This window comes from Brachybacterium ginsengisoli, from assembly GCF_002407065.1.
In the GTDB taxonomy this organism is placed as follows: Bacteria; Actinomycetota; Actinomycetes; order Actinomycetales; family Dermabacteraceae; genus Brachybacterium; species Brachybacterium ginsengisoli.
The window spans coordinates 2,880,045-2,905,746 of sequence record NZ_CP023564.1 but is presented as its reverse complement, the minus strand read 5'-3'; the positions used below and the strand labels follow the sequence as shown (position 1 = coordinate 2,905,746).

Below are 25,702 nucleotides of genomic sequence, written 5' to 3'. Positions count from 1 at the left end.
CCACCGGCTCGCTATCCTCGAGCGCAGGAGCAGGAATCTGACTCCCGGATCGAACCCCCAGGAGGACGCATGGCGCGCCGCGTGAGCATCAAGGACGTCGCCCAGCGCGCCGGGGTGTCGTGGAAGACCGTCTCGAACGTGGTCAACGAACGACCCGTCGTGCGCGAGGAGACCCGAGCCCGGGTGAAGCAGGCGATCGAGGAGCTGGGCTATGTGCCCAATCGTGCGGGCCTGGAGCTGCGCGGCGGGCCCACCCGCGCCCTCGCCCTCGTGGTGCCGGAGCTGCAGAACCCCTACTTCGCGCGCCTCGCCGAGCGGATGCAGGGCGCGGCCAAGGAGCGCGGGTACACGGTCAGCGTCGAGGTCTCCTTCGGCGACGCCGGGACCGAGCGCGCCCACGTGCGCGGCCACACCCCGCGGCCGGTGGATGCGGTGATCATCTCCCCGGGGGCGCTCACCCCGGCCGATCTGCAGAACACCGGCTCCCATCGGGTGGTGCTCCTCGGTGAGCGACTGCCCGCCGCGGCCGAGGTCTCCCATGTCGCGATCGACAACGTCGCCTCCGCGGCGGACATCGCCCACCTCCTGGTCGACCAGGGCAGGCGTCGGGTGATGTTCCTCGGCGGCGAGTCGGAGGTGCGCTCGACGGCCACGGACCGTCTGGCCGGCATGCGCGCGGCCCTGCGCTTCGCGGGGCTCTCGCTGGATCCCGAGCTGGTCCGGCCCGCGGCGGACTGGGATCGCGAGTCCGGCCGCGACGTGATGGAGGAGGTGCTGCGCCAGGGACTCGAGGTGGATGCGGTGGTGGCCGGGAACGACCTGCTGGCGCTCGGCGCCCTCTCGGCCCTCGTCGCGCACGGAGTGGACGTCCCGGGCGAGGTCGCAGTGGTGGGCTGGGACGACATCCCGGAGGCCGCCTGGTCCCGCCCCTCGCTGACCACGGTCGCCCCGGACCTCGAGGGACTCGTCGCCGCCGCGCTGGACGCCGCTCTCGGCGCGCCCGGGGACGGCACGGGCACCGGTGTCGAGACGGTGGTCGGTCACCGGCTCGTGGAGAGGGGCTCGACGGGGGCCGCCGGCTGATCCCAGCGGGAGGAGCGCAGCGGGACCACCCTGCATTCTCACGTTGCAATCCTGGTGTGGATGCGATGGAATGGCCGGGAACGATCAGTGCCGATCCCTCTCTGGAGCCGCCCCGTGACCGCACAGCCCACCTCCCTGCCCGAGCCCCTGGCCGCCCTGTTCGCCCGCGCGGACGAGCTCGCCGCCCAGCTGGACGCGCCGCTCTCCGCGGTGACCGACGTGCCACGGCCCGAGCATCCCCGCCCCCAGCTGCACCGCCCCACCTGGCTCACCCTCAACGGGACCTGGCAGTTCGAGATCGATCAGGGCGACTCCGGCCGTGACCGCGGTCTGCTCGAGCGCGACCTGGACTCCGAGATCCTGGTGCCCTTCGCCCCGGAGACCGAGGCCTCCGGGATCGGGAACCGCGACTACCTCGAGGCGGTCTGGTACCGCCGCTCCGTCACCGTCCCCGCCGAGTGGGAGGGCCTGCGCCCGATCCTGCGCTTCGAGGCCGTGGACCAGGACGCGACGGTCTGGGCGAACGGGGTCGAGGTCGCCCGTCACCGCGGCGGCTTCACCGGTTTCTCCGCGGATCTCTCGGGGGTCGAGGGCGTCGGCCCCGGCGCCGAGATCGAGATCGTGGTCCGCGCCCGGGACCCCCACGGCGTCCCGCAGGCGCGCGGCAAGCAGTCCCACGAGTTCCGGCCCACCGCCGCGAACTACCACCGCACCACCGGCATCTGGCAGAGCGTGTGGCTCGAGGGCGTCCCGGCCGACGAGATCCGCTCGCTGCGCATCCTGCCCTCCCTCGGCGGGCGCTCCTTCGCGCTCGACGTGCCGCTGGCCCGGACCGCCGCGGGCACCCGCCTCGAGGTCGTCGCCTCCGTCCCCGGCGGGGACGAGGTGGCCCGCGCCGAGGTGCGCGCCGATCTCGACCTCGCACCGCACCTCGAGCTGGTGATCCCCGAGGACGCGGTGCGCGTGTGGGGCCCCGGGGCGCCCGAGCTCTACGCGCTCGTCGTGCGTCTGCTCGATGCGGACGGCGGCGCGCTCGACGAGGTCCGCTCCTATGCGGGACTGCGCTCGACCTCGCTGCGCGACCACGAGTTCCGGATCAACGGCGAGAAGGTCTTCCAGCGCCTGGTGCTCGACCAGGGCTACTGGGAGGAGTCGTTCATGACCTCCCCGACCGACTCGGCGATGACCGACGACATCCGCCTGTCCCTCGAGGCGGGGTTCAACGGCGCCCGCCTGCACCAGAAGGTCTTCGAGCAGCGCATGCACTTCTGGTCGGACCTGCACGGCTACCTCACCTGGGGCGAGTTCGGGGACTGGGGAGTGCACGGCTTCGGCCCGGACGGCGACAACCAGCAGCCGCCGGCGACCTTCGTGGGCCAGTGGGTCGAGGCGGTCCAGCGCGACCTGAACCACCCCTCGATCATCGGCTGGTGCCCGCTGAACGAGACCCACCAGCTGATGCACGACCGCATCACCCAGCTCGACGCGGTGACCCAGGCGATGTACGACGCGACCAAGCTCGCCGATCCGACCCGCCCGGTGCTCGACGCCTCCGGCTACTCCCATCGCGTGCGCGGCGCCGACATCTACGACTCCCACTCCTACGAACAGGATCCGGAGCGCTTCCGCGAGGAGCAGTCCGGTCTCGCCGACGGGCAGCCCTTCGCGAACCGCCGGGATCTGGGGCCCGACGACTTCCCCTTCGCCGACGGCGCGTTCTCGCTGCCGTATGCGGGTCAGCCCTACTTCGTCTCGGAGTACGGCGGCATCTGGTGGAACGAGGAGGAGGCGCGGAAGGCGGAGGAGGCCGACCGTGCGGGCAACAACGCCGCGGAGTCCTGGGGCTACGGCCAGCGGATCCGCAGCGAGGAGGAGCTCTACGAGCGCTTCGAGGGGCTGACCCGGGTGCTGCTCGAGGATCCGCTGATGTTCGCCTACTGCTACACCCAGATGACCGACGTGTTCCAGGAGAAGAACGGCGTCGTCGACTTCCATCGCGGGCGCAAGCTCGATCTCGCCCGGCTGCGGGAGGTGCAGCAGCGCACGGCCGCCTACGAGGGCGAGGGCTGAGCGTAAATCGCGTGACCTCCCGCCGGGACAGGGCCACGATGGGCCGATGATCGATCAGTCACGCCTCTGGGACGCCCAGGCCGCCGCCGAGTACGACACCCCCGGCGAGGGGGCCTTCGCGCCCGAGGTGCTGGGGCCGACGGTCCAGCGCCTCGCCGAGCTCGCAGGCGGCGGCCGGGCCCTCGAGCTCGCGATCGGGACCGGTCGGGTCGCGATCCCGCTGCACGAGGCGGGTGTCGAGGTGGCGGGGATCGAGCTGTCGGCCCCGATGATCTCCCGGCTGCGGGAGAAGGTCGGGGCCGGGTCGATCCCTGTCACCGAGGGCGACATGACGACCGCGAGCGCGGGGGAGGGGTTCTCCCTCGCCTTCCTGGTCTTCAACACGATCGCGAACCTGCTCACGCAGGAGGAGCAGGTGGCCTGCTTCCGCAACGCCGCCCGGCACCTCGCGCCCGGCGGGTGCTTCGTGATCGAGCTGTGGGTGCCGCAGCTGCGCTCCCTCGCACCCGGTCACGGCGGCACGGTCGAGGTCTCCGATCCGGGGTACCTGCTCGTGGACACCTACGACACCCTCGCCCAGCGGGTCGTCTCCCACCACGTGCGCTTCGAGGCGGCCGTCGACGGGGCGCGCGGGGCACGGATCGGGCGCACCCCGCACCGCTACATCTGGCCGTCCGAGCTGGACCTGATGGCGCAGCTCGCCGGCTTCACCCTAGAGAGCCGCTGGGCGGACTGGGACCGCTCGGAGTTCACCGCGGACTCCCGCAGCCACGTCAGCGTGTACCGGCTCCCTAGACTGGAGCCGTGACCACCACCGATATGGCGACGACCCGCAGCCCGCTGACCCTCGACGACGTCCCGGCGCTCACCGCGCTGCTGAACCGCATCGACAGCGCCGACCAGCTCGGCGATCCGGTGGAGGAGCCGAGCACCCGGGAGCGGCTCACCATGCCAGGTCTCGATCTGGCGCTGGACTCCCTCGCGGTGCGGCGCGGCGAGGACCTGATCGGCGCGGTGGTCGTGGACGTGCACGACAGCGTGGATCGTGACGGACGGGTGCGCTGCCAGCTCATGGGCGGCGTCGACCCCGATCACCGTCGGCAGGGCCTGGGCGCCGAGCTCCTCGCCTGGTCCGAGGAGCGTGCAGCCGAGCTCGCCGCGCAGCGCCACCCGGAGCGCGGCGAGGCCGTGTTCCGCATCTCCGGCGGGCGCGATCCGGAGCCCGGCGCGGCAGCGGACGCGCCTCTGACCGGCGGCGCCGACGTGCGCCCGCTGCTGGATGCTCGCGGCTACCGCCGGGTGCGCAGCTGGCTCATCATGGTGCGCGAGCTGCCGGGAGCTCCGATCGACGTCCCGGCGCCGGGCGGGGTCCGGATCATCGCCCCGTCGGACGATCTCCGCGAACCCACGCGCGAGGCGCACCTCGCCGCCTTCGCCGACCACTGGGGCTCCGCTCCGATCCCCGAGGACCGGTGGAGCACCTTCTGGTTCCTGCACACCGCGCGCCGAGAGCTGTCCACCGTCGCGCTCGACGCGGACGGCACGGTGCTCGCCTACGCCCTCACCACGGAGGACCGCCCCGGCGTGCTCCATGTGACGCTGGTCGGGACCCGGCCCGAGGCCCGCGGCCGTGGTCTCGCCCGCGCCGTCATCGCCCGCACCCTCGCCGCCGGGGCGGTGGCCGGGTTCGGGAGCGCCGAGCTCGAGGTCGACGCCGAGTCCCTCACCGGCGCCACCCGGCTCTACGACGCCCTCGGCTTCGAGCAGGAGCACGTGTACGCGACGTACGAGAAGCCGGTGGCGCCGGCGGGGGAGACGCGGTGAGGGCGGTCCGCTTCGACGCCTTCCGCACCCCGCCGGCGCTCGTCGAGATCCCCGCTCCCGTCTGCCCGCCCCGCGGCGCCGTGGTCACGGTGCACGCGACCGGGGTGTGCCGCAGCGACTGGCACGCCTGGCAGGGTCACGACGACTCCGTGCACCTGCCGCACGTGCCTGGGCACGAGTTCGCGGGCGTGGTGCGCGAGGTCGGCGAGGAGGTCACGCGCTTTGCCGTGGGCGACCGGGTCACCGCGCCGTTCATCCTCTCCTGCGGGCGCTGCGAGCAGTGCCTCGCCGGGGCGCCCCAGGTGTGCCCCGAGCAGCAGCAGCCCGGCTTCGACCTGCAGGGCTCCTGGGCCGAGCAGGTCCTGGTCATCGAGGCGGATCACAACCTCGTCGCCCTGCCTGACGAGATCGACATGACCCTCGCCGCCGGGCTCGGCTGCCGTGTGGGCACCGCGCATCACGCGGTCCGCGCGCAGGCCGCGGTGCATCCCGGGGAGGCCGTGGCCGTGTTCGGCTGCGGCGGGCTCGGGCTCGCCTGCGTGATGATCGCGCTCGCCGCCGGGGCCGAGGTGGTCGCGGTCGACGTCTCGCCGGCCGCTCTCGCCGCCGCCGAGGCGCTCGGGGCGACCGCCCTCCCGGTGGGGCCGGACATCGTCGACCGGGTGCGGGAGAGCACCGGGGGAGGCGCGCACGTCACCCTCGACGCGCTCGGCTCCGCCGCCACCGCCCGCTCCGCGATCGAGGCGCTGCGCCCGCGGGGCCGCCACGTGCAGGTGGGGCTGCTGCTCGGCGAGGATGCGGATCCCTCGGTGCCGATGGGTCGCGTGATCGGCCAGGAGCTGCAGATCCTCGGCAGCCACGGCCTCGCCGTCGCGGAGTACGCGGAGCTCCTGGCCGATGTCGCGTCGGGGCGACTCGACCTGGCGGGCACCGTCGGCCGCGTGCTCGACGCGACCGAGCTGCCCGCGGCGATGCTCGCGATGGACCAGCCGCCCACGAGCGCGGGGATGACGGTCGCCCGCTGGGTGTGAAGGCTGTGCTCGGGTGTCCCGCCGCTGTGGAAGCATTGACCGCATGACGATCACCGCTGCCGCCGACGGCTCCGCCCTCGGCAATCCTGGACCGGCCGGCTGGGCCTGGTACATCGACGACCAGACGTGGCGTGCCGGCGGCTGGCCGCACGGCACCAACAACATGGGCGAGCTGAAGGCCGTCCTGGACCTGCTCGAGGCCACTGCGGTGGACGCCGACCAGCACCTGCACATCCTGTGCGACAGCCAGTACGTCATCAACTCGGTCACCAAGTGGATGCCGGGCTGGAAGCGCAAGGGCTGGCGCAAGAAGGACGGCAAGCCGGTGCTGAACGTCGAGCTGCTGAAGGACATCGACCGCGCGCTCGCCGGTCGCAGCGTCGAGTTCGAGTGGGTCAAGGGCCATTCCGGCCACGCCCTGAACGAGGCGGCGGACAAGCGGGCGAACGGCGCCGCGACCGCCTTCTCGAAGAAGCAGGATCCGGACGTCGGGCCCGGGTATGGGGGGAGCGGTCCCGCGCCGTCGACCGCGGCCCCGACGACGGCTGCGCCGATCGCTGCTGGGCCGGGCGACGATCTCTTCAGCCTCTTCGACCAGGCTCCCGCGGAGCCGGCGGCGAGCTGCTCGACCGCGATCGAGGAGACGGTGCTGGTCGCCGACGCTCCCGGCGCCACCGACTTCGAGCAGATCACGGCCCGGGAGCAGGCGCTGCTCGGGGACCGTCTGCGCGCCGACCCGCCGAGCGCCGCCGAGCTCCTGCACCCGGATTTCACGGAGATCGGGGCCAGCGGCCGCCGCTTCGACCGTGACCAGATCCTCGCCGATCTCGCACCGCTGGGCGACGTGGACGCCGAGGAGTTCATCGCCGACGAGGTCTCGCCCGGTGCGGTGCTGCTGCAGTACACGACGCACGAGCGGCGGGGCACCGTTCACCGCAGCTCCCTGTGGGTGCAGGAGAACGGTCGCTGGCTGCTGCGTCATCACCAGGGCACGGTGGTCGGCGCCGAGCGCTGACGGCAGGAGACGGGGGCGGATCTACCCCGACGGCGAGGGGCCGGGTGGTTCGTCGTCCTCCCCGGGCCCGTCCGGCCATGTGATGATCAGCGGTGGCGTGGGGGACGCTCCGGTCGCACCGTGCGGGCTGCTCCAGACCCAGACTCCCGGCGGTGACGCCGCCCGCTCCGTGTCCGGCTCGCTCTCGCCGCGACTCAGCGGGGTCAGGACCCACAGACCGTGCTCCTTGAGCAGGTTGCAGCGCGCGCACAGCCCCTGGCCGTTCGCGAAGCTCGTCGGCCCGCCGCGATGGTGGGGGATGGCGTGGTCGCTGTGGCGGATCATCGCGTTGCACCACGGGGTGCGGCAGGTGGTGTCGCGCCAGCGGAGCATCCGGGCGAGCCCGGCAGGGAAGGCCCGGGAGGGGGACTCCATGGCGATCAGTTCCCCTGTGCTCGGGGCGGCGTAGAGCCGGCGGAAGAAGGCGGTGACCTCGAGGTCGGGGTGATCGCCCTCGTCGTGGCGCAGGTGCCCCGGCGGGCGCCCGAGCAGGGTGTCGCGCACGATGTGGGCCGGGATCGTGCCGTAGCCCTCGAGGCGGGCCGTGCCCGCGTCATCCTCACGGTCCAGGAGCGCGGTGTCGGTGATGACGATGCCGACCTCGAGCCCGGGCTGCGGCCGCGGATGGCGCGGTGCCTGCCCGGCGGAGTCCTGCTCCGCGTCACGGGTGCTCCGCTGGACGTCCTCGACGAGCAGGTCCGCCTCGAGGGCGGTGACGGAGGTCTTCGCCCCGGCGGCGCGCAGGGACTCGGCGCGGGTCCGGAGGGAGTACATCAGGGCGACGGCGTCGATGGCGCGCAGGGTCGCGCTCACACGGGCCATCCCGTCGTCCAGGGGCGTCATGCTCACGTGCCGTGCCCGTGCTGCACGGTCGGCGCGCTCGCGGGACCGCTCGGGCTCCAGCTTCTGGACCAGGTCACGGATCTCGGCGTGGAGGCGCCGCTGCCCCTTGCCGTGCAGCATCTCGGGATGCTCACGGATCCGCTCGTCGATGCTCCGACAGGTCTCGGGATCTGCCCCGTCGAGGGCCCCGGCGACGGTGGAGGCCTGCTGATCCGTGACCATCCCGGACCAGAGCCGGTCCACAGTCCCGGGCATGTCGCGGATCAGGCGCCGTGCCTTGGCCTGCGAGAACGAGGACGCGGCCGGGGAGATCCGGCGGGCGAGCGCGATCTCGTGGCCCGCGCCCCGGCCCTGACTCTCTGGGGTCATGCCCTCGGCGGCGTCGTCCTGACGGATCCGCTGCTCTGCCTCGACCTGCCAGGTCGCGTCGACGGCGGCGAGCGAGGCGCGCAGGTGGCCGATGCCGGCGAGGGCGGCCAGGGCCTCCTCAGCGCTTCCCGGAGCGGTCTCGGTGAGCGGATCCCGCACCGAGCTGGTCCGCGTGAACGCGATCAGCGTCGCCGCGAGCACCTGCGCGAGCAGGGTGCGGGCCGACGCCCCCGCCTCGACCTCGGCGAACCGGCCCAGCACGTCCTCGAGGACATCGGCCGACGGCGCGGCGGGATCCCGGCGGGGAGTGATCCCACCGGGGCGGTCCCCGTCGCTGCTCGTCGATGCCTTGTTCATGCCCTCATGATATTTGGTCAGGGAATGCGGAGCCACCCCTGCGTCGAAATCTGTGGATAACTAGTGGGAGTGTGGACAGAAATGTGGAAGAGTGGGTTCTGTGGAGGAAAGGATGGCATCTTCCTTGTGTCGTGCCGGTCCTGTCGTGCGACCACGGACAGGCGTCGATGGGCAGGAATGGTTCTGGAAGGAGAGGTCCTGAAGCCAGGGCCCGAGTATTTGCGAGAAGAGTCTGCAATTCACCAGATATCCTGCTGCGCACTCCTTTTCGAGTCCGGTGAGGAATGGTGGAGGAGAATGGGCTCATCGATGTCGCGGCCGCGCTGATCGGACTGCTGACGGCCGCTCGTGCACCAGTCCGCCGCGACCCCGCACCCCCTGTGCGACCATGACCCCATGAGGACCACCCCCGTCGGCCGCGCCGCGAGCATCCCGCGGCGAGCGGCCCGGTGATGACCTCCCTTCCCCTCGCCCGGCGCGCAGCAGGCCCCGACCTGGCCCGCGGACTCTCGCTGCTGGGCATCGCGCTGGCGAACATGGTGGGCTGGCTGCACGGGCGGGAGTGGACGGTGCTGCTCAAGCAGCAGGACGGCACCGGGCTGGATCGCACGGCCGACGTGCTCATCGCGCTCCTGGTCGACAACCGCGGCTTCCCGCTGTTCGCGCTGCTGTTCGGCTACGGGATCGGGGTGCTGCACCGCCGCTCCGTGGAGCGCGGCGAGGGGACGAGGCGGTTCCTCGCCCGCATGGGCCGGCGTCACCTGGTGCTGCTGGGCATCGGTCTCGCCCACGCGATCCTGCTGTTCTCCGGGGACATCCTGGTGGCCTACGCGCTCATCGGCATGCTCGTGGTGCTGCTCATCCCGCGGAACCGGTTCGCGCTGCCGCTCGCCGGGGTCATCGCCCTGCCCGCCCTCGGGGTGTGGGGCTGGGTGGACGGCACGATCGGGCTCAGCGGCCAGAGCGGCTACGCCGCGGCCTCCGCGCCCACCTACCTCGCCTCCGTGCAGATCCGTGCCGAGGGAGCAGTGCGCGAGCTGGCGACCGGGCTGATCACCGACATCGCGCTGCTCACGCCGATGGCGATGGGGACCGTCGCGGCCCGGATCCACCTCCTCGAGCGCGTGGTGCCGAACCGCGACCTGCTGGTGCCGATGGCGCGCTGGGGACTGCTGGTCGGTCTGCTCGGCGCGATGCCGCTGACCGCGGTGCTGCTCGTGGACCCGGGCCATGCCCATCTCGACAACGCCGTGGTGCTCGGCGTGCTGGGGATCCTCCACCAGATCACCGGGCTCGCCGGGGCGCTCGGCCTCGCCGCCGCCGCGGCGCTCGTCGCGCATCGCAGCACCGGTGTCATGCTGCGGGGGATCGCAGCGCTCGGCGCCGTCTCCCTCAGCGCCTACATCGCCCAGTCGGTGCTGTACCTGGCGCTCTTCCCGCCGTACGCCCTCGATCTCGGGGCGCGGCTCGGCAGCGCCGCCACCGCGGGCATCGTGGTGCTGGGCTGGCTCGGGATGATCCCGCTCGCCCTCGCGCTGCACCGTCGCGGCCGACGCGGGCCGCTCGAACACCTGTTGCGCCGTCTCGCCGGCTCCGCCGCCCCGAAGGAGGCACGACCATGACCGTCCACGCCGACACCCCGCGCTGGCCTCGCCACGGGATGCTGTGGGGACACCTGATCTCCGACACCTCGCTCGAGGAGCTCCACGAGGTCGCCGCCCGCGCAGGCCTGCCGCCGCGCTCCTTCGACCTGGACCACTACGACTGGCCCACCGCGGCGCGGGAGTCCCTGGAACAGGCGGGCGTGCACTTCGTGAGCGACGGGGAGCTGACGCGGCTGCTCATCGGCTCCGGTCTCCGGATCAAGCTCCGGGACCGCCCCGCGGCCCGTGCACGGCGCAGCGCCGAGCACGCCGCCGAGCTCGGCCTCGAGCCGGTGCCCCGCGATCTCCTCGTCGGGCTGCGCGGTCACGTGGATCCGCTGCCCGAGGAGCCCGGCGCCTTCCGCCTCACCCGGGACGTCCCCGCGGGCGAGGCGCGGATCGAGGCGCACGATCGCGCAGGTCACCGAGCGGCCGCGGCGATGCTCGACCGACTCGACGCCCTCTCCCGCGCCCGCACCGGGAGCGGCTTCGTAGGACAGGTGATGGACGCGCCGACGCCGGGCATCTGATCAGGCCGTGGACCCGGGATCCCCTGCCGACGGGGACTGCCCAGCCGACGGCGACTGTCCTGCCGACGGCGACTGCGGTGACTCCGCCGGGGCGCCGAGCGCGCGGCGCTGATCGGGCTCGACCTGCAGCTCCGGAGCGATCTCGGTGCCCTGCAGCTCGACCCAGAAGGTCGCGCCGCCGCCCGCCGTCTCCGTGACCCCGATGGTCCCGCGGTGCTGCTGGACGATCGAGGCGGCGATCGACAGGCCCAGCCCCGCGCCGCCGCCCTGGGTCGCCGAGCGCACCCGCGAGGAGTCGGTGCGGTAGAAGCGCTCGAAGACCTTCTCGCGCTGGTCGTCGTCGATGCCCTCCCCGTGGTCGCGCACCTCGATGCGCACCTGCTCCGGCGAGAGGTAGCCCACCGCGATCTCGACGGGGGAGCCCTTGGGGGTGTGCCGGTTGGCGTTCCCGACCAGGTTCAGGATCACCTGGCGGAGGGAGGCCTCGTCGCCCAGCACGCCGATCGACAGATGCGGCTGGACCGAGAGCGGGGTCCCCGACAGCGAGGTCACCATCACCTGCCGGCCCGGGTCCAGGGCGCGCAGGTCCTGGGCGGCGTCGAAGAGGGCGTCGGTGAAGTCCACCGGCTCGAGGTCCAGCTGGGGCTTCTCGTCCAGGCGCGCCAGGCGCAGCAGGTTCTCCACGAGGGAGCCCATCCGTCGGGCCTCGTCCTCGATGCGGCGCATCGCCGAGGCGACCTCGTCGTTCCCCGGGAGCGCCCCCATCCGGTACAGCTCGCCGAAGCCGCGGATCGCGGCGAGCGGCGTGCGCAGCTCATGGGAGGCGTCGCCGACGAAGCGGCGCATCTTCGCCTCGGACATCGTCGCGCGCTCCTCCGAGGCGGACTGCGCCGCGAAGGACTGCTCGATGCGCACCAGCATCTCGTTGAGCGACAGTGCCAGGTCGTGCACCTCGAGGCTGGTGGAGGTCACCGGGACGCGCTGGGAGAGGTCGCCGCCGGCGATCTGGGAGGCGGTGGACTCGACATCGCGCAGCGGCTCGAGCGCACGATGGGTCACGTAGCCGCCGAGCCCCATGCCCACCAGCACCACGAGGGTCCCGACCAGCACGATGATCAGCGCCATCTCGTGCATCGTGCGATCCACCCCGGTCAGGGGCAGGGCCACGTAGACGCTGCCGCCCTCCGGAGCGGAGTTCAGCATCGCGACCACGCGCCAGCGGTTCTCCGAGGAGTCCAGCACCGTGAAGGGTCGGCCGCCGCGCTGCAGGATCTGCTCGTCGGTGAGGCGCGGGAAGGGCAGGGTGACCTTGCCGGTCCCGTAGTGGATCACGGCCCGCTCGATCGAGCGTCCCTCGTCATCGCGGATCTCGACCGCGTACTCCACCGGCGTATAGGCGCTGTTCTGCACCTCCTTGTCGTCCCCGGAGAGCTCGTGCTGGGCCAGCGCCAGCATCTCGCCCATCCCGGACTGGAGGTTGTTGTCGACCGACTGGATGAGCGTGCGGTTCAGCAGGAACAGCGACAGGCTCCCGGTGACGACGGTGCCGAGCACCAGCAGCAGCGAGATCAGGGCGACGATCCGTGTCCACAGGGAGACGGGTCGTTCCGTGCGCAGGCTCGGCAGGGCCAACCTCAGGAACCTTCGGGGGCGCGCAGCACGTAGCCGATGCCGCGCTTGGTGTGGATCATCGGGTCGCCGATCACATCGATCTTGCGCCGCAGGTAGGAGATGTAGGACTCCACGATGCCCACCTCGCCGGACCAGTCGTAGTCCCAGACGTGATCGAGGATCTGCGTCTTGGAGACGACCCGGCCGGAGTTCAGCATCAGGTAGCGCAGGAGCTTGAACTCGGTGGGGGAGAGCTCGATGTTGACGTCCGCACGATGGACTTCGTGGGAGTCCTCGTCCAGGCGCAGGTCGGCGACCACCAGGGCGCTGTCCACCGTGCTCTCGGTCCCGCCGTGGGTGCGGCGCAGCACCGCACGGATGCGGGCCACGACCTCCTCCAGGCTGAAGGGCTTGGTGACGTAGTCGTCGCCGCCGACGGTGAGCCCGGCGACCTTGTCCTGCGTCTCGTCCTTCGCGGTGAGGAAGAGGATCGGGTAGGTCTCTCCCCGGTCCCGCAGCCGACGGGTGACGGTGAAGCCGTCCATGTCGGGCAGCATCACGTCGAGGACCACCAGATCGGGCTGGTTCTCGGTGGCCTCCCGGATCGCCTCGTTGCCGGTCGATGCGGTGAACACCTCGAAGCCCGCGAAGCGGAGAGAGGTCGCGAGCAGGTCGCGGATGTTCGGCTCGTCGTCGACGACGAGGAGCCTCGCCTCGTAGTCCTGGTCCTCATGGGATGTCATGGGGCCACCGTCCTCCTCGAGCTTGGGAATCGGCTGGACGTCGCCTGGGCGCGGTCAGCGGGCGGCGCGGCGGACCTTCTCCTGCTGCTTGCGCATCCGGCGGATGGTCATGCTCATCTGGATCATGCGGACCGAGCCGACCAGGGCCATGACCAGCGCACCGGCGATCGCCGCGAGCAGCATCGCCACGCCGAGCGGGAGGTCGAACTCCGCGCCGAAGTACTGGAAGCCGGCGGGGACGTTGTTCTGGATCACGAAGATCAGCAGCATCACGAGGATGATCGCGCCGAGGATCAGGCCGATCCACATGCCGGCGGTCTTGCCGCCTCCGCCCGTGGCGACGGGCTCCTCCTCGACGGGACGGCGGTCCTCCGCGGGGCGGTCCTCGGCGGGGCGCTCCGCGGCGCGGCGCCCGGTCGGGGCGGGGGAGCCGGCGCGGCGCTCGTCGGCCGGATGATCAGCGGCCGGACGCTCAGCGGCCGGGCGCTCCGACGGTGCCGGATCCAGGGGTGCGGCATCGTCGCGGCGGACGTTGCGGGTGGGATCGTCGGATGAGGTCATGTCGATCTCCTGGGTGGGTGCTGCCTGGTCGCACGGGCCGGCAGTGGGATGGGGATGGCAGGTTCACTCTAGCCAGGAGGGCGCCGTCGTCCACCCGGCCGCGCCGTGTCGGCCCGGATCCGCTCAGCGGCTGTCGGCCGCGGGATCGAGCTCCTCGGAGTCCACGATCGAGTACGCGTAGCCCTGTTCGGCGAGGAACCGCTGCCGGTGGGCGGCGTAGTCCTGGTCGGCCGTATCGCGCATGACCACGGTGTAGAAGTGCGCGGAGCGCCCGTCGGCCTTGGGGCGCAGCAGGCGGCCCAGGCGCTGGGCCTCCTCCTGGCGGGAGCCGAAGGCGCCCGAGACCTGCACCGCGACCGAGGCCTCGGGCAGGTCGATCGAGAAGTTCGCGACCTTCGAGACGACCAGGCGGTCGATGCGCCCCTCGCGGAAGGCGTCGAACAGCTCCTGCCGACGCCGCACCGGGGTCTGGCCCGTGATGAGATCCGCGCCGAGGCGCTCTGCGATCTCCTCGAGCTGATCGATGTACTGGCCGATGACCAGCATCGGCTCCCCGGGATGACGGGCCGGGATCCGCTCCACCACGTCGATCTTCGCCGGGTGGGCGGCGCCCAGCCGCGGCCGGTCCGCAGCCTCCGCCATCGCGTAGGTCATGCGGTCCGAGGCGGGCATCGCGACCCGCACCTCGGTGCAGATCGCGGGGGCGATGTAGCCCTGCGCCTCGATGTCCTTCCAGGGGGCGTCGTAGCGCTTGGGGCCGATGAGGGAGAAGACCTCGCCCTCGCGGCCGTCCTCGCGCACCAGCGTCGCGGTCAGGCCCAGGCGCCGACGGGCCTGCAGATCCGCGGTCATGCGGAAGACGGGGGCGGGCAGCAGGTGCACCTCGTCGTAGATGATCAGGCCCCAGTCGCGGGCGCTCATCAGCTCCAGATGCGGGTGGACGCCCTTCCGCTTCATGGTGAGCACCTGATAGGTCGCGATCGTCACCGGACGCACCTCCTTCGAGGCGCCGGAGTACTCGCCGATCTCCTCCTCGGTGAGGGTGGTGCGGCGCAGCAGCTCCTGCTTCCACTGCCGGGCCGAGACCGTGGAGGTGACCAGGATCAGCGTGGTGCGCTGCATGGCCGCCATCGCGCCGGCGCCCACGATCGTCTTGCCTGCGCCGCAGGGCAGCACCACCACGCCGCTGCCGCCGTGGCGGAAGCCGTCCACCGCCTCCTGCTGGTACGGCCGCAGCGACCAGCCGTCCTCGGCGAGGGTGATGGCGTGCGCCTCGCCGTCGACGTAGCCGGCGTGGTCCTCGGCCGGCCAGCCCAGCTTCAGCAGCGCCTGCTTGAGGGCGCCGCGCTCGGAGGGGTGCACCACCACGGTGGACTCGTCGATCCGGGCCCCGAGCATGCCCTGGATGCGCTTGGCGCGGGAGACCTCCTCGAGCACCGGTCGGTCCAGGGCGTGCAGCACCAGGCCGTGGACGGGATCGGCCAGCAGCTGGAGCCGCCCGTAGCGGTCCATGGTGTCGGCGACGTCGATGAGCAGCGCATGGGGCACGGGGTAGCGGGAATGGTCCACGAGCGCGGCGACCACCGATTCGGCGTCGTAGCCGGCCGCGCGCGCGTTCCACAGCCCCAGATCGGTGATCCGGTAGGTGTGCACGTGCTCCGGGGCGCGCTCGAGCTCCGCGAAGGCCGCGATCGCGATGCGGGCGGTCTGGGCGGCGGGATGGTCGACCTCGAGCAGGAGGGACTTGTCGCTCTGGACGATGAGGGGGCCGTCGGTCATCGGATCAGGCTACGCCGCGGCAGCGGACGGCCGACGGGCCGAAGGGGTGCGCTGGGACACGCCCCGTCGGCCCGTCGGCCGGTGGTGCTGCGGGGTCAGGACCGTGCGGGCTCCGGGAGGTTGCGGCCGTTCAAGCGCTCGAACATCCCGATCTCGAACAGGACCAGGAAGGGGACCACGGCGATGACGGTGATGATCAGGGACCCTCCGATCGAGCCGATGACGCCGAGGACCAGGTAGGCGACGATCGTGGTGCCGAGGTTGTTCCTGGCCAGGGAGATGCTCTGTGTGATCGCCTCGACCGGCGAGGCGCCGCGGGCCGCGGCCGGGATCGCGAACATGAGCAGCACGGAGGCGATGAGCCCGGGGATGTACAGCAGCAGGAAGCCGACGACGGTGATGACGCCGACGAGCAGCATGGTGAGGATGATCCGGAACGGGCCGGCCATCGCCTGACCGAGCGTGGGACGGCCGCCGTCGAGGACGGTCTCGGCGGCGCGAGCGGTCCCCGACTGCCACAGCCAGAGGAACGGTGCGCTGAGCAGGCCCGCGCCGAGGATGATCCCGTAGAACAGCGCGATCGTGCCGAGCGGAGGAGCCTCGGTGGAGGTGGTGTCGATCGCGGAGAACATCGCGATCATCCCGCCGATCGTCCCGCCGAACAGGATCACCCCGGCGATGACGGAGTAGATCAGCCCGGCGACGAGGAACGGGACCCAGTTGCGCAGCAGGGCGTTCCAGGCGAAGCCCAGCGCCGCGCCGAGGTCCGATCCGAGATCGGTGCCGGGGGCAGGCTTCGGGAACGGGGCCGGACCGCCCTGCGGGAGGGTCGGCTGCGGCGGGGGTGGGGCGTAGGTCATGTGTCGGTTCTCTCTCGCGGTCGTGGCCCGGCCAGGTGGGGCGTAGCGGCGTGGCTGCATGCCCACCGTACGGGGAGGTCGGGGCCGTCGGCACCCGACACGGGGAGATGGCGGGCGCGACGTTCGACGGTCCCTGTGTGGCCTGCGCCTCGGCAAGCCCTGGCACGGCCGGACGCCCCGGGCCGCACTTCATTAGGATGGTCCGCGATGGACCGGGCCCCGCACCGCGTCGACGCCCTCGGCGAGAGCGGTCCGGCCCGGCTCGACAGTCACCTGATCTGAGGAGAACCCATGGCTAGCTTCGCTCCGTCCCCCGCCGATGTCGCGGACATCGGTGTCACCGGTATGGCGGTGATGGGCTCCAACCTGGCCCGCAACTTCGCGCGCAACGGCTTCAAGGTCGCGATCCACAACCGCTCCGTCGGCAAGACCGAGAAGGTCATCGCCGATCACGGTGCGGACGGCGAGTTCTACCCCTCCGAGTCGATGGCCGACTTCGTCGCCTCGCTGCAGAAGCCGCGCGTCGCGCTGATCATGGTCAAGGCCGGCAAGCCCACCGACGCCGTCATCGATGAGCTCGCCGCGCTCATGGAGCCCGGCGACATCATCGTCGACGCCGGCAACGCCCTGTTCGGCGACACCCGCCGCCGCGAGGCCGCGCTGCGCGAGAAGGGTCTGCACTTCGTGGGCTCCGGCGTCTCCGGCGGTGAGGAGGGCGCCCTGAACGGCCCCTCGATCATGCCCGGCGGCACCAAGGAGTCCTACGACCGCCTCGGCCCGATGTTCGAGAAGATCTCCGCGCACGTCGACGGCGTCCCCTGCTGCACCCACGTCGGTGCCGACGGTGCCGGCCACTTCGTGAAGATGGTCCACAACGGCATCGAGTACGCCGACATGCAGGTCATCTCCGAGGCCTACGACCTCATGTCCAAGGCCCTCGGCAAGGGCGCCTCGGAGATCGGCGACGTCTTCGCCGAGTGGAACAAGGGCGACCTCGAGTCCTTCCTCATCGAGATCACCGCCGAGGTGCTCCACCACACCGACTCCACCTCCGGCAAGCCGTTCGTGGACGTCATCCTCGACCGCGCCGCCCAGAAGGGCACCGGCGCCTGGACCGTGCAGACCGCTCTGGACCTCGGCGTCCCGGTCACCGGCATCGCCGAGGCCACCTTCGCCCGCTCCACCTCCGGCTCGACCCCGCAGCGCGAGGCCGGCCGCAAGGTGCTGCCCGCCGAGGCCCAGACCCTCGAGATCGCCGACCCGGCCCAGTTCATCGACGACCTGCAGAAGGCGCTCTACGCCGCGAAGCTCGTCTCCTACTCGCAGGGCTTCGACGAGATCGCCGCCGGTGCGGAGGAGTACGGCTGGGAGATCGACCTCGGCGCCATGGCACGGATCTGGCGCGGCGGCTGCATCATCCGCGCCCGCTTCCTCAACCGCATCACCGAGGCGTACGAGCGCGACGCGAAGCTGCCCCTGCTGCTGGCCGACGAGTACTTCACCACCGAGATCGCCAAGTGCATCCCGGCCTGGCGTCGGATCGTGGCCTTCGCCGCGGCCTCCGGCTACCCGGTCCCGGTGTTCTCCTCGACCCTGTCGTACTACGACGCGGTCCGCGCCGAGCGCCTCCCGGCCGCCCTGGTCCAGGCCCAGCGCGACTACTTCGGTGCGCACACCTACCAGCGCGTCGACGCCGAGGGCACCTTCCACGTCGAGTGGTCCGAGGACCGTCGCGAGTCGAAGCAGGACTGACGCAGGACTGATCGACGTGCTGCGGTGAGCACGACGAAGGCCCCGGACCTGATGGTCCGGGGCCTTCGTGATGCTCGGGCGGTGCGGTGAGCGCCCGGGAGCGTCTCAGTAGTCGGTGGGCATGCTGGCCATCATCGACGCGATGAAGACGATGTAGGCGATGATGCCGATGATCCACAGGACCGCGCAGATGATGTAGGCGATCCAGCCCCACTTGTAGTACTTGTTCGCGGTCTCGAGATCGGTGTCCGCCTTGACCAGGCCCAGGATCGCGAAGATCAGCGTGATGACGTTGCCAAGGACCAGGGCGCCCACGACGAGCTGGACGATCCACTTGGTCTTGGACACCGGAGCGCCGGTGGTGGTGGAAGCTGCAGGGGCGTTGTAGTTCGTCATGATGTCTCCTCCGGATGATCGAGCACCGGGCATGTCGTGACCGGCCCCAGGCTCTCCGATCATGCGACCGGTCCTGGCACGGAGGATCGTAACCTGAGAGACCTCTGGTCCCGCCATGGGGAGCACTCCCCATGAGACGGCGGATCCCGCGTCAGCCCAGCGTGATCCGATGGACCAGCACCGTGAACTCCTCGTCGCGCCCGGCCTCGCGCGCCCGCAGCCTGCCGCCCTCGAGGGACAGGGGCTGGGCGCGCTTGACGACCACACCGCCGCGGCCGTCGACGATCCCCAGCGGGATCTCGTCGCCGCGGGCGATGGCGTCCAGCAGCCGGTCGGTGACCGAGAGATCGGCTTCGCCGTCCTCCGCGGCCCGCAGCCGGGCGACGGCCTCGGCGGCGGGGACCGTCAGCTCGGGGCCCTCGATGGTGACGAGGTCCGGTTCGACCGGTCCGCCGCGGAGCGAGTGCGCGAGCTCCTCGGCCACTGGTCGGCCGTCGGGCCCGACGGCCTGCGGGGACAGTCCCGCCTTCCGGGCCACCTGCAGCGCGAAGCCGGGGTCCGAGAGCGTCACTGCGACGGTGGGGGCCAGTCGGTGCAGTCCGAGCGCGGCGGACTCGGGGGCTGCCTGCAGCAGGTCGAGCACCTCGGCCTCCGCGGTCAGGACGGTGCTGGCCCGAGAGACCTGGACCCGGCCGTGCCGTCGCTGCTCGTCACGCAGCAGGTAGGTCAGCGCCTGCGGCACGGGGGAGCGGGAGACCTCCGCGAGCAGCGCCAGCAGCGCCTCGCCGTCGCGGCCGTCGGCGAGGGCGCGGCGCACGGAGGCGGTGGTGAAGCGCAGGGTCAGGGCCCCGCCGCGGGAGACCATCTCCGTCCAGTCCAGCAGCGGCAGCAGTCTCTCCGCGGGCCGCCCGGGCACCACTGCGGTGAGATCGGCGTCCAGCAGCACCTCGTCGACCGGCGGCGGGGCGGCCTGTCGGAGGGCGGCGGCGAGCCGCTCGTCGGCACTGGAGATCTCCTCGTCCAGGGCGAGGACGAGCTCCTGGCCGAGATCGGTGAGGGCGCCGCCGTCGAGCACGCCGAGCACCTCGCCCTCCACCAGCAGCGCCGCGGTCTCCTCCTGGATCACCTCGGCGGGGACCAGGGGGAAGGCCCAGGCGAGAGCGGCGGCCAGGGATTCCTCGCTCGCCTCGACGGCGGGGGACGTGCGCAGCACGCGCAGCAGGCTGCCGCGCCGGGTGCGCACCCCGTCCCGACGGGTCAGGTCCGAGAGCAGGGAGCGCCCGGTGCCGGAGGAGTCCGGGGTGCCCACGACCGCCGCGAGGTGGTGGCCGCGGGCCCAGGCCAGCACCAGCTCGGCCCAGCGCTGCTCGGCGCCGAGCATCCGGTGGGCGTCCCAGTCCTGCGTGGGGTGCCACTCCTGCCCGTCGTGCCCGATCAGCCCGGCCTGCCAGGCGGTCTGCAGCACGGTCGCGAGCGCCGCGACGCTGGTCCCGGCGCGGTCGGCGAGGCGGCGCAGATCGCGCTGCGGCAGCCCGCCGCGGCGCAGGACCCCGGGCGGGTCCTCGTCGAAGCCGCGGACGATGCCCAGCAGGCGCAGGGACTCGAAGGCTCGCTCGACGGCCTGGGCGGCGCGGGAGCCGGGGATCCGCTCGGTGCGCTCGGGGCCGGAGGGTGCAGGTCGCTGAGCGGTGTGGGTGCGGCGCACCCGCCCGTCGCGCAGGGCGAGATGGACGGGGCGCGGGATGTGGAGCTCCTCGCCGTCGGCGACCACGATCCCGGCGGCCAGCAGGTCCCGGGCGAGCCGGCCGTGCCCGGTGACGGCGCTGGGACCCCAGGCCAGGGCCTCGAGCGCCTCGGGGTGCGCCTCGCGGGCGCGGGCCACCCGGCGTGCGGAGTCCTCGGCCGACGGGTCCTCCGGTGCGGGCGCCGCGAGCCCTGCCGGGGTCCGCAGCCCGTCTCGCAGCGGCCGGATCAGGGAGAGCTCGTCCTCGCCCCAGACCACGGCGAGGGTGATCAGCCGTTCGAGCGCCGGGGCGATGGTGGCCGGGTCCGAGGAGACGGCGGCGGCGAGATCTGCGGGGGAGCTGCCGTCCTCGAGCACGGCCAGGGCCTCCACGAGATGCAGCTCCGGAAGCGTCAGCGCATCCAGGGCGCGGCGGGCGGAGGTGGCTCCGCCGGCTCGGGCGGCGAGCGGACCGATCCCGCGCGGAAGGGGCGAGGCGAGATCCGGTCGGGCCACGAGCAGCGCCTCGAGGCGCTCGTCGCCGAACCGTCGCAGGGAGTCCGCGAGGGACCGGATCACAGCGGTCATGATGCGTTCCAGCATAGGGTGACGGCGGCTCCGCGCGCACCGCGGGGTGCGCCCCCATAGCCCAATCGGCAGAGGCGGCCGCCTTAAAAGCGGCACAGTCCGGGTTCGAGTCCCGGTGGGGGCACTGCGCGGCGAACTCGGCCACAATGGAGTCATGACCGCCTCCGCCGACCCCTCCCTGCCCGCCGATCATCGCGAGCTGCTCGCCGCGCGCCTGGACGAGGTGCTCGCGCGGCTCGACGCCGCCGCCGAGCGAGCCGGCCGCGACAGCACGGAGATCACCGTGCTGCTGGCCACCAAGACCCGCACCCCGGCGGAGATCGCCGCCGCGGTGGACCTGCTGCGGGAGCGGGGCCGACGGATCGCGGTGGGGGAGAACCGGGCCCAGGAGATCGCCAAGCACGCCGACCCGCTGCTCGCGGACAACGGCGTGACCCGCCACTTCATCGGCCGACTGCAGACCAACAAGGCCCGGGACGTGGTGGCCTTCGCCGAGATGATCCACAGCGTGGACCGCGAGGGCATCGCCGAGGCGCTCGAGCGGCGCGCCGAGGCCGCGGGCGTGCGGCGCGATGTGCTGGTGCAGGTCAACACCTCGGGCGAGGATTCCAAGGGCGGGTTCGAGCCCACTGTGGAGGCGATCGCGCCGATGGTGGAGCGCCTGCGAGCCAGCCGCGCCCTGCGCCCGGTGGGGCTCATGACGATCGGGGCGAACACCAGCGACGACGAGGACGTCCGCGCCTCGCTGCATCGGCTGCGCACCCTGCGCGACGAGCTGCGCGAGCAGCTCGGCGCCGAGGAGCTCGTCGAGCTGTCGATGGGCATGAGCGGCGATCTCGAGATCGCGGTCGAGGAGGGCGCGACGATCGTCCGCGTCGGCTCGGCGATCTTCGGGGCCCGCCCCGCCTGAGGCGGGAGCCGGTCAGCGGAAGGCGGCCGGTCAGCGGGAGTCGGGGCCGACGAGCGTCGTCGGCAGGCCGTACTCGTGCTCGAGCACCTGGCACGCGGCGCCGGCCGCGATGAGATCCGCCCCGCGGGTGGAGAGCAGCACCTCCACGTGCAGGGCCTCGCCCTCGTGCAGTCCCTGCTCCAGCGCGCCCCGGATCGCCTCCATGGTGGCCCGGTGGTGCTCGTGGACGGAGCGGCCGCCGAGGACCACCCGGTCCACGTCCACCAGGCGCACCAGGTTCAGTACCACGGTCGCGAGCACCTCGGCGGCCCGCCCCGGGTCGCCGTCCTGCAGGGCGGAGAGGTACTCGACCTGGGCGCAGCCGCGGCGGCCGCACGGGCAGGGCTCCCCGCCCATCTGCACCACCATGTGGCCCGCCTCGCCGGCGCGGGAGTGGGCGCCGTGCACGATGGTCCCGTCCAGGCGCAGCGCCGCTCCGAGGCCCTCCTCGGCGAGCACCAGCACGGAGTTGTCGAGCAGCCCGGGCTGTGACCAGCTCTCGCCCACCAGGGCGGCGCGGGAGTCGTGGTCCACGAGAACGGGCATGCCGAGCTCGGCCAGCAGCAGGTCCCGGATCGAGGCCCCGCGCCAACCCTCGGTGGAGCTGGTGGATCCGAGGTGGGTGCCGCTGACGGGGTCCACCGGCCCCGGCATCCCCACGCCCACGCCGAGCAGCTCGCCGTCGCCCTTCCCCGCCAGCTCCCGGGTGGCGCGGGCGAGGACGTCGACCAGGGCGGCGGCGCCGAGATCGGGGTCGATGCCGGCGTCGTGGCGCTCGAGGACCTGCCCGGTGAGGTCCGCCACGACGCCGTGCAGGCGCGAGCGCGTCAGGTGGAGTCCGATCGCCCGGCGGGACCCGGGCACGATCCGGTACAGCGTGGTGGGCTTGCCGGGGCCGGAGGAGTAGGAGCCGCTCTCCGTCATCAGCCCGCGGTCCATCAGCCGGGTGAGGATCTTCGAGATCGCCTGGGGTGTGACCTGCAGGGCGTCGGCGAGACCGGCCCGAGCGACCGGCTCCCCGCGGCGCGCGACGGCGAGCACGGCGGCGTCATGGGCGCCTGCCACGCGGTCCAGCGGTCCGGTCGGTCTCACGGCGCTCATCCTCGCACGGCGGCCGGCGCGGATCCCGTGTGATGCGGATCCGGTCCGTCGCCCCCTTGACTTAACGCAACAGCGTTGGCTTAAGGTGGGTCCTCGGTCGACGACGCCCCTCCTGACCCTGCACCTCCGATCGTCGAGGACCTCCCATGACGCTCACCGCCGACACGCGGCCCGCCCCGGCCCCCACCGTCACCCCAGCGCCCCACGAGCTCTCCGCCCGCCGCCGCACCTTCGCCCTGCTCGCCCTCGCCCTCGGCGGCGTCGGCATCGGGGCCTCCGAGTTCGCCACCATGGGCCTGCTCCCCGGGATCGCGCACGGCCTGCTCGGGCCACACATGGCCGCGGACCCCGCGGCCGGCATCGCCCGCGCCGGTCACCTGATCACCGCCTACGCCCTCGGCGTGGTCGTCGGAGCGCCCGTGCTCGCCCTGCTGTCCGTGCGCTGGAGCCGCACCACGATGATCACCGCGCTGGCCGTCGCGCTGGCCGTCGGCACCGTGCTCTCCGCGCTGATGCCCACCTACGAGCTCACCCTCGCCGCCCGCTTCCTCGCCGGGCTGCCGCACGGCGCCTACTTCGGCGTGGCCTCCCTGCTCGCCGCCTCCCTGATGGGGCCGGGCAGCCAGGGCAAGGGCGTGGCCGTGGCGCTGTCCGGGCTGACGGTCGCGAACCTCGTGGGCGTTCCGCTCATGACCGCCCTCGGCCAGGCCGTGGGCTGGCGCGTGGTCTACCTCGTGATCACCGGGATCTTCGTCGCGACCGTGCTCGCCCTGCGGGCGGCCGTGCCCGCGCAGCCCGCCGTGCCGGGCCGTCGGGCGCTGGACGAGCTGCTGGCCCTGCGCCGCGTGCAGCTGTGGATCGTCATGGGCATCGCGGCCGTGGGCTTCGCCGGCGGGTTCGCGGTCTTCAGCTACGTCGCGGACATCGCCACGCAGGTCTCCGGCGCCTCGACCGCCATGGTGCCCTGGGTGCTCGCCGCGGCCGGACTGGGCATGACCCTCGGCAACATCATCGGCGGGATCACCACCGACCGCTCCCTGCGCGGCACCCTGCTGCTGGGATTCCCCGTCTACATCGCCGCGCTGGTGGGGCTGTTCTTCGCGGCCCCGGGATCGCCGTGGGGCCTGCTGGTCCTGTTCTTCGCGGTCAACGCCGCCAACTCCGCCCTGGGTCCGGCGCTGCAGACCTGGCTGATCCGGGTGGCGCACCGCTCCGAGGTGCTCGGCGCCTCCCTGAACCACGCCGCGTTCAACGTCGCCAACGCGCTCGGTGCCGCCCTCGGCGGCGCCGTGATCGCCGGCGGCCTGGGCTTCCGCGCCCCGATGGTGGTCGCGATCGTGCTGGCGAGCATCGGCTTCGCGATGGTCACCGCCACCCTGGTGGCGCTGAAGCTGCGCTCGCGGCGCACCCTGGCGGTGCTGCGCGAGCACGAGGACACCTACACCGGATCCCTGCCCGTCATCGAGATCGGGGAGCAGGAGGCCGAGGTGCTGGAGGCCGAGGTGCTGGAGGCGGACGACGAGGCCGTTCCGGCGACCTGCGGCTCCTGAGCGCTCCGCCGTCACAGTCGGTCACGGAAGCCGTGCGGCGGCGAGGTGCGGTCCTACGGTGATCACGAGCCGAGAACCGAGGATCCAGGAGCTGCCGTGCACATCCAGACCGCCGCCGTCCACACCCTGAAGGACTTCGAGCACGGAGCCGTGGTCCCGCCGGTGCACCTCTCCTCGACCTTCGAGCTCGACCGGGCCGACGAGGACGGCGAGTACGCCTACCAGCGCGGCGCGAACCCCACCCGCGCCCAGCTCGAGACGGTCCTGGCCGCGCTCGACGGCGCCGCCCACGGCTTCGCCTTCGCCTCCGGCATGGCGGCCACCGCCGCGTCCCTGTCCACCCTGGTGGTGGGCGACGAGGTGCTGCTGCCCGCGAGCGTCTACGGCGGCACCTACCGCTTCGTGGACCTGGTCCTCCCCGGCCGCGGGATCACCGGTCGCTTCGTGGACGACCTCGGCGCGCTGAGCGATGAGGACTTCACCCCGAGCACCCGGGCGGTCTTCGTCGAGACCCCGGCGAACCCCACGCTGCGCATCACCGACCTGCGACGCATCGTCGAGCTCGCACACCGCCATGACGCCCTCGTGATCGTGGACAACACCTTCATGTCGCCGGTGCTGCAGCGGCCCCTCGAGCTGGGCGTCGACATCGTCGTGCAGTCCGCGACCAAGTACCTCGCCGGGCACTCGGACCTGCTCGCCGGGGCCGTGACCACGAACGACGATTCTCTCGCCGCGGCCTTCGCCCTCGCCCAGAAGGCGCAGGGCGGGGTGCTCTCCCCGCAGGACAGCTTCCGGCTCATCCAGGCCATCAAGACCCTGCCGCTGCGGATCGAGCGCCAGCAGGCCAACGCCGAGGCGATCGTGGCGCATCTGCGGAGCCGCGAGGACATCGCCCAGGTCTGGTACCCCGGCTCCCACAGCGAGGAGGAGGCCCGCATCCACGCCTCGCAGGCCACCGGCACCGGGGCCGTGCTCTCCTTCGAGCTGGCCGAGGGACTGGACCGGGTCGCCTTCCTCCGGGCGCTGCGCTACCCCGCCTATGCGGTGAGCCTGGGCGGGGTCGAGTCCCTCATCTGCCGTCCGGCGACGATGACGCACGAGGCGATGACCGACGAGGCGCGGCGCAGCGCCGGGATCTCCGAGGAGCTGCTGCGCCTGAGCGTGGGCATCGAGGACCTCTCGGACCTCCTCGAGGATCTCGACCAGGCGCTTGCCGCGGCCGCGCGCTGATCTCCGACCGCGGTCGCGACGGGGTTCGCTCGGAGCGCAGAGGGCACACAGC

The 25,702-nt window shown here is 72.5% G+C and carries 21 protein-coding genes and 1 tRNA gene; 13 read left to right on the top strand and 9 right to left on the bottom strand.

The genetic code is table 11. The annotated features are described in order from the left end of the window. Positions 1–69: 69 nt before the first annotated feature. The 6 genes from CFK41_RS12990 to CFK41_RS12965 all read left to right on the top strand — a co-directional run bounded on the left by CFK41_RS12990 (position 70) and on the right by CFK41_RS12965 (position 7,023). Positions 70–1,083 carry a LacI family DNA-binding transcriptional regulator gene (locus CFK41_RS12990; RefSeq protein ID WP_096800044.1) on the top strand — a complete coding sequence of 338 codons (1,014 nt, stop codon included), beginning with the start codon at positions 70–72 and terminating at the stop codon, positions 1,081–1,083. A 114-nt stretch (positions 1,084–1,197) separates the two neighbouring features. Then, positions 1,198–3,153 (top strand): glycoside hydrolase family 2 protein, encoded by a 1,956-nt coding sequence (locus CFK41_RS12985; RefSeq protein ID WP_096800043.1) that lies wholly within the window; start codon positions 1,198–1,200, stop codon positions 3,151–3,153. 46 nt (positions 3,154–3,199) lie between these two features. Further along, positions 3,200–3,961 carry a class I SAM-dependent DNA methyltransferase gene (locus tag CFK41_RS12980; protein WP_096800042.1) on the top strand — a complete coding sequence of 254 codons (762 nt, stop codon included), beginning with the start codon at positions 3,200–3,202 and terminating at the stop codon, positions 3,959–3,961. Continuing rightward, a complete protein-coding gene (locus CFK41_RS12975) occupies positions 3,958–4,977 on the top strand; it encodes a GNAT family N-acetyltransferase (RefSeq protein ID WP_096800041.1) in 1,020 nt (339 codons plus the stop codon). The genes CFK41_RS12980 and CFK41_RS12975 overlap by 4 nt, the downstream gene beginning before the upstream one ends. Beyond that, the gene (locus CFK41_RS12970) at positions 4,974–6,008 is read left to right on the top strand and encodes an alcohol dehydrogenase catalytic domain-containing protein (protein ID WP_096800040.1); all 1,035 of its coding nucleotides are present in this window, start codon (positions 4,974–4,976) and stop codon (positions 6,006–6,008) included. The genes CFK41_RS12975 and CFK41_RS12970 overlap by 4 nt, the downstream gene beginning before the upstream one ends. A 43-nt stretch (positions 6,009–6,051) precedes the next feature. Then, complete coding sequence (locus tag CFK41_RS12965; protein WP_096800039.1) at positions 6,052–7,023, top strand: RNase H family protein; 972 nt, start codon at positions 6,052–6,054, stop codon at positions 7,021–7,023. Between the two features lie 21 nt (positions 7,024–7,044). Here the strand turns inward: CFK41_RS12965 and CFK41_RS12960 are convergent, their stop codons facing one another. Next, on the bottom strand, positions 7,045–8,631 hold the full coding sequence (locus CFK41_RS12960) for an HNH endonuclease (protein WP_096800038.1): 1,587 nt from the start codon (positions 8,629–8,631) through the stop codon (positions 7,045–7,047). Positions 8,632–9,083: 452 nt separating this feature from the next. On the opposite strand from CFK41_RS12960, the gene CFK41_RS12950 reads away from it, so the two are divergent. Both CFK41_RS12950 and CFK41_RS12945 read left to right on the top strand, forming a co-directional pair. Next, positions 9,084–10,253, top strand: coding sequence for a DUF418 domain-containing protein (locus tag CFK41_RS12950; protein WP_096800036.1), 1,170 nt, complete (start codon positions 9,084–9,086; stop codon positions 10,251–10,253). Then, complete coding sequence (locus tag CFK41_RS12945; protein WP_096800035.1) at positions 10,250–10,804, top strand: DUF4031 domain-containing protein; 555 nt, start codon at positions 10,250–10,252, stop codon at positions 10,802–10,804. The genes CFK41_RS12950 and CFK41_RS12945 overlap by 4 nt, the downstream gene beginning before the upstream one ends. Here the strand turns inward: CFK41_RS12945 and CFK41_RS12940 are convergent, their stop codons facing one another. The 5 genes from CFK41_RS12940 to CFK41_RS12920 form a co-directional block, all read right to left on the bottom strand. Continuing rightward, positions 10,805–12,436 carry a sensor histidine kinase gene (locus tag CFK41_RS12940; RefSeq protein ID WP_227873075.1) on the bottom strand — a complete coding sequence of 544 codons (1,632 nt, stop codon included), beginning with the start codon at positions 12,434–12,436 and terminating at the stop codon, positions 10,805–10,807. It lies immediately after the preceding gene. Positions 12,437–12,438: 2 nt separating this feature from the next. Next, positions 12,439–13,158, bottom strand: a complete 720-nt coding sequence (locus tag CFK41_RS12935) for a response regulator transcription factor (protein WP_096800034.1) — start codon at positions 13,156–13,158, stop codon at positions 12,439–12,441. Between the two features lie 54 nt (positions 13,159–13,212). After that, the gene (locus CFK41_RS12930) at positions 13,213–13,719 is read right to left on the bottom strand and encodes a LapA family protein (RefSeq protein ID WP_096800033.1); all 507 of its coding nucleotides are present in this window, start codon (positions 13,717–13,719) and stop codon (positions 13,213–13,215) included. A 123-nt stretch (positions 13,720–13,842) separates the two neighbouring features. Beyond that, positions 13,843–15,498 carry a DNA repair helicase XPB gene (locus CFK41_RS12925; protein WP_096800032.1) on the bottom strand — a complete coding sequence of 552 codons (1,656 nt, stop codon included), beginning with the start codon at positions 15,496–15,498 and terminating at the stop codon, positions 13,843–13,845. Positions 15,499–15,593: 95 nt separating this feature from the next. Beyond that, positions 15,594–16,358, bottom strand: a complete 765-nt coding sequence (locus tag CFK41_RS12920) for a hypothetical protein (RefSeq protein WP_174705972.1) — start codon at positions 16,356–16,358, stop codon at positions 15,594–15,596. Between the two features lie 291 nt (positions 16,359–16,649). Between CFK41_RS12920 and gndA the strand changes: the two genes are divergently transcribed. Then, positions 16,650–18,110 carry an NADP-dependent phosphogluconate dehydrogenase gene (gene gndA, locus CFK41_RS12915; protein WP_096800031.1) on the top strand — a complete coding sequence of 487 codons (1,461 nt, stop codon included), beginning with the start codon at positions 16,650–16,652 and terminating at the stop codon, positions 18,108–18,110. Between the two features lie 105 nt (positions 18,111–18,215). On the opposite strand, the gene CFK41_RS12910 is transcribed toward gndA, so the two are convergent. Both CFK41_RS12910 and CFK41_RS12905 read right to left on the bottom strand, forming a co-directional pair. Continuing rightward, positions 18,216–18,506, bottom strand: a complete 291-nt coding sequence (locus tag CFK41_RS12910; protein WP_096800030.1) for a hypothetical protein — start codon at positions 18,504–18,506, stop codon at positions 18,216–18,218. A 151-nt stretch (positions 18,507–18,657) separates the two neighbouring features. Then, positions 18,658–20,817: a helicase-associated domain-containing protein gene (locus CFK41_RS12905; RefSeq protein ID WP_096801080.1), complete on the bottom strand. Its 2,160-nt coding sequence runs from the start codon at positions 20,815–20,817 to the stop codon at positions 18,658–18,660. 50 nt (positions 20,818–20,867) lie between these two features. Here CFK41_RS12905 and CFK41_RS12900 point away from each other — a divergent pair. Further along, a tRNA-Leu gene (locus tag CFK41_RS12900) sits at positions 20,868–20,941 on the top strand. 30 nt (positions 20,942–20,971) lie between these two features. Then, entirely contained in the window at positions 20,972–21,727 is a 756-nt protein-coding gene (locus CFK41_RS12895; protein ID WP_096800029.1) for a YggS family pyridoxal phosphate-dependent enzyme, read from the top strand. Between the two features lie 30 nt (positions 21,728–21,757). On the opposite strand, the gene CFK41_RS12890 is transcribed toward CFK41_RS12895, so the two are convergent. Beyond that, positions 21,758–22,867 (bottom strand): ROK family transcriptional regulator, encoded by a 1,110-nt coding sequence (locus CFK41_RS12890; RefSeq protein WP_096800028.1) that lies wholly within the window; start codon positions 22,865–22,867, stop codon positions 21,758–21,760. A gap of 146 nt (positions 22,868–23,013) precedes the next feature. Between CFK41_RS12890 and CFK41_RS12885 the strand changes: the two genes are divergently transcribed. Further along, positions 23,014–24,417 carry an MFS transporter gene (locus CFK41_RS12885; RefSeq protein ID WP_096800027.1) on the top strand — a complete coding sequence of 468 codons (1,404 nt, stop codon included), beginning with the start codon at positions 23,014–23,016 and terminating at the stop codon, positions 24,415–24,417. A 96-nt stretch (positions 24,418–24,513) separates the two neighbouring features. Next, positions 24,514–25,650, top strand: coding sequence for a trans-sulfuration enzyme family protein (locus CFK41_RS12880; protein WP_096800026.1), 1,137 nt, complete (start codon positions 24,514–24,516; stop codon positions 25,648–25,650). Positions 25,651–25,702 lie beyond the last annotated feature (52 nt).

What these genes read in the sequence shown, in the direction of transcription:
- CFK41_RS12990 (WP_096800044.1), top strand. Translation starts at nt 70, where the DNA reads ATGGCGCGCCGCGTGAGCATCAAGGACGTCGCCCAGCGCGCCGGGGTG.
- CFK41_RS12980 (WP_096800042.1), top strand. Translation starts at nt 3,200, where the DNA reads ATGATCGATCAGTCACGCCTCTGGGACGCCCAGGCCGCCGCCGAGTAC.
- CFK41_RS12965 (WP_096800039.1), top strand. Translation starts at nt 6,052, where the DNA reads ATGACGATCACCGCTGCCGCCGACGGCTCCGCCCTCGGCAATCCTGGA.
- CFK41_RS12960 (WP_096800038.1), bottom strand. Translation starts at nt 8,631, where the DNA reads ATGAACAAGGCATCGACGAGCAGCGACGGGGACCGCCCCGGTGGGATC.
- CFK41_RS12950 (WP_096800036.1), top strand. Translation starts at nt 9,084, where the DNA reads ATGACCTCCCTTCCCCTCGCCCGGCGCGCAGCAGGCCCCGACCTGGCC.
- CFK41_RS12945 (WP_096800035.1), top strand. Translation starts at nt 10,250, where the DNA reads ATGACCGTCCACGCCGACACCCCGCGCTGGCCTCGCCACGGGATGCTG.
- CFK41_RS12935 (WP_096800034.1), bottom strand. Translation starts at nt 13,158, where the DNA reads ATGACATCCCATGAGGACCAGGACTACGAGGCGAGGCTCCTCGTCGTC.
- CFK41_RS12930 (WP_096800033.1), bottom strand. Translation starts at nt 13,719, where the DNA reads ATGACCTCATCCGACGATCCCACCCGCAACGTCCGCCGCGACGATGCC.
- CFK41_RS12925 (WP_096800032.1), bottom strand. Translation starts at nt 15,498, where the DNA reads ATGACCGACGGCCCCCTCATCGTCCAGAGCGACAAGTCCCTCCTGCTC.
- CFK41_RS12920 (WP_174705972.1), bottom strand. Translation starts at nt 16,358, where the DNA reads ATGACCTACGCCCCACCCCCGCCGCAGCCGACCCTCCCGCAGGGCGGT.
- gndA (WP_096800031.1), top strand. Translation starts at nt 16,650, where the DNA reads ATGGCTAGCTTCGCTCCGTCCCCCGCCGATGTCGCGGACATCGGTGTC.
- CFK41_RS12910 (WP_096800030.1), bottom strand. Translation starts at nt 18,506, where the DNA reads ATGACGAACTACAACGCCCCTGCAGCTTCCACCACCACCGGCGCTCCG.
- CFK41_RS12905 (WP_096801080.1), bottom strand. Translation starts at nt 20,817, where the DNA reads ATGACCGCTGTGATCCGGTCCCTCGCGGACTCCCTGCGACGGTTCGGC.
- CFK41_RS12895 (WP_096800029.1), top strand. Translation starts at nt 20,972, where the DNA reads ATGACCGCCTCCGCCGACCCCTCCCTGCCCGCCGATCATCGCGAGCTG.
- CFK41_RS12890 (WP_096800028.1), bottom strand. Translation starts at nt 22,867, where the DNA reads ATGAGCGCCGTGAGACCGACCGGACCGCTGGACCGCGTGGCAGGCGCC.
- CFK41_RS12885 (WP_096800027.1), top strand. Translation starts at nt 23,014, where the DNA reads ATGACGCTCACCGCCGACACGCGGCCCGCCCCGGCCCCCACCGTCACC.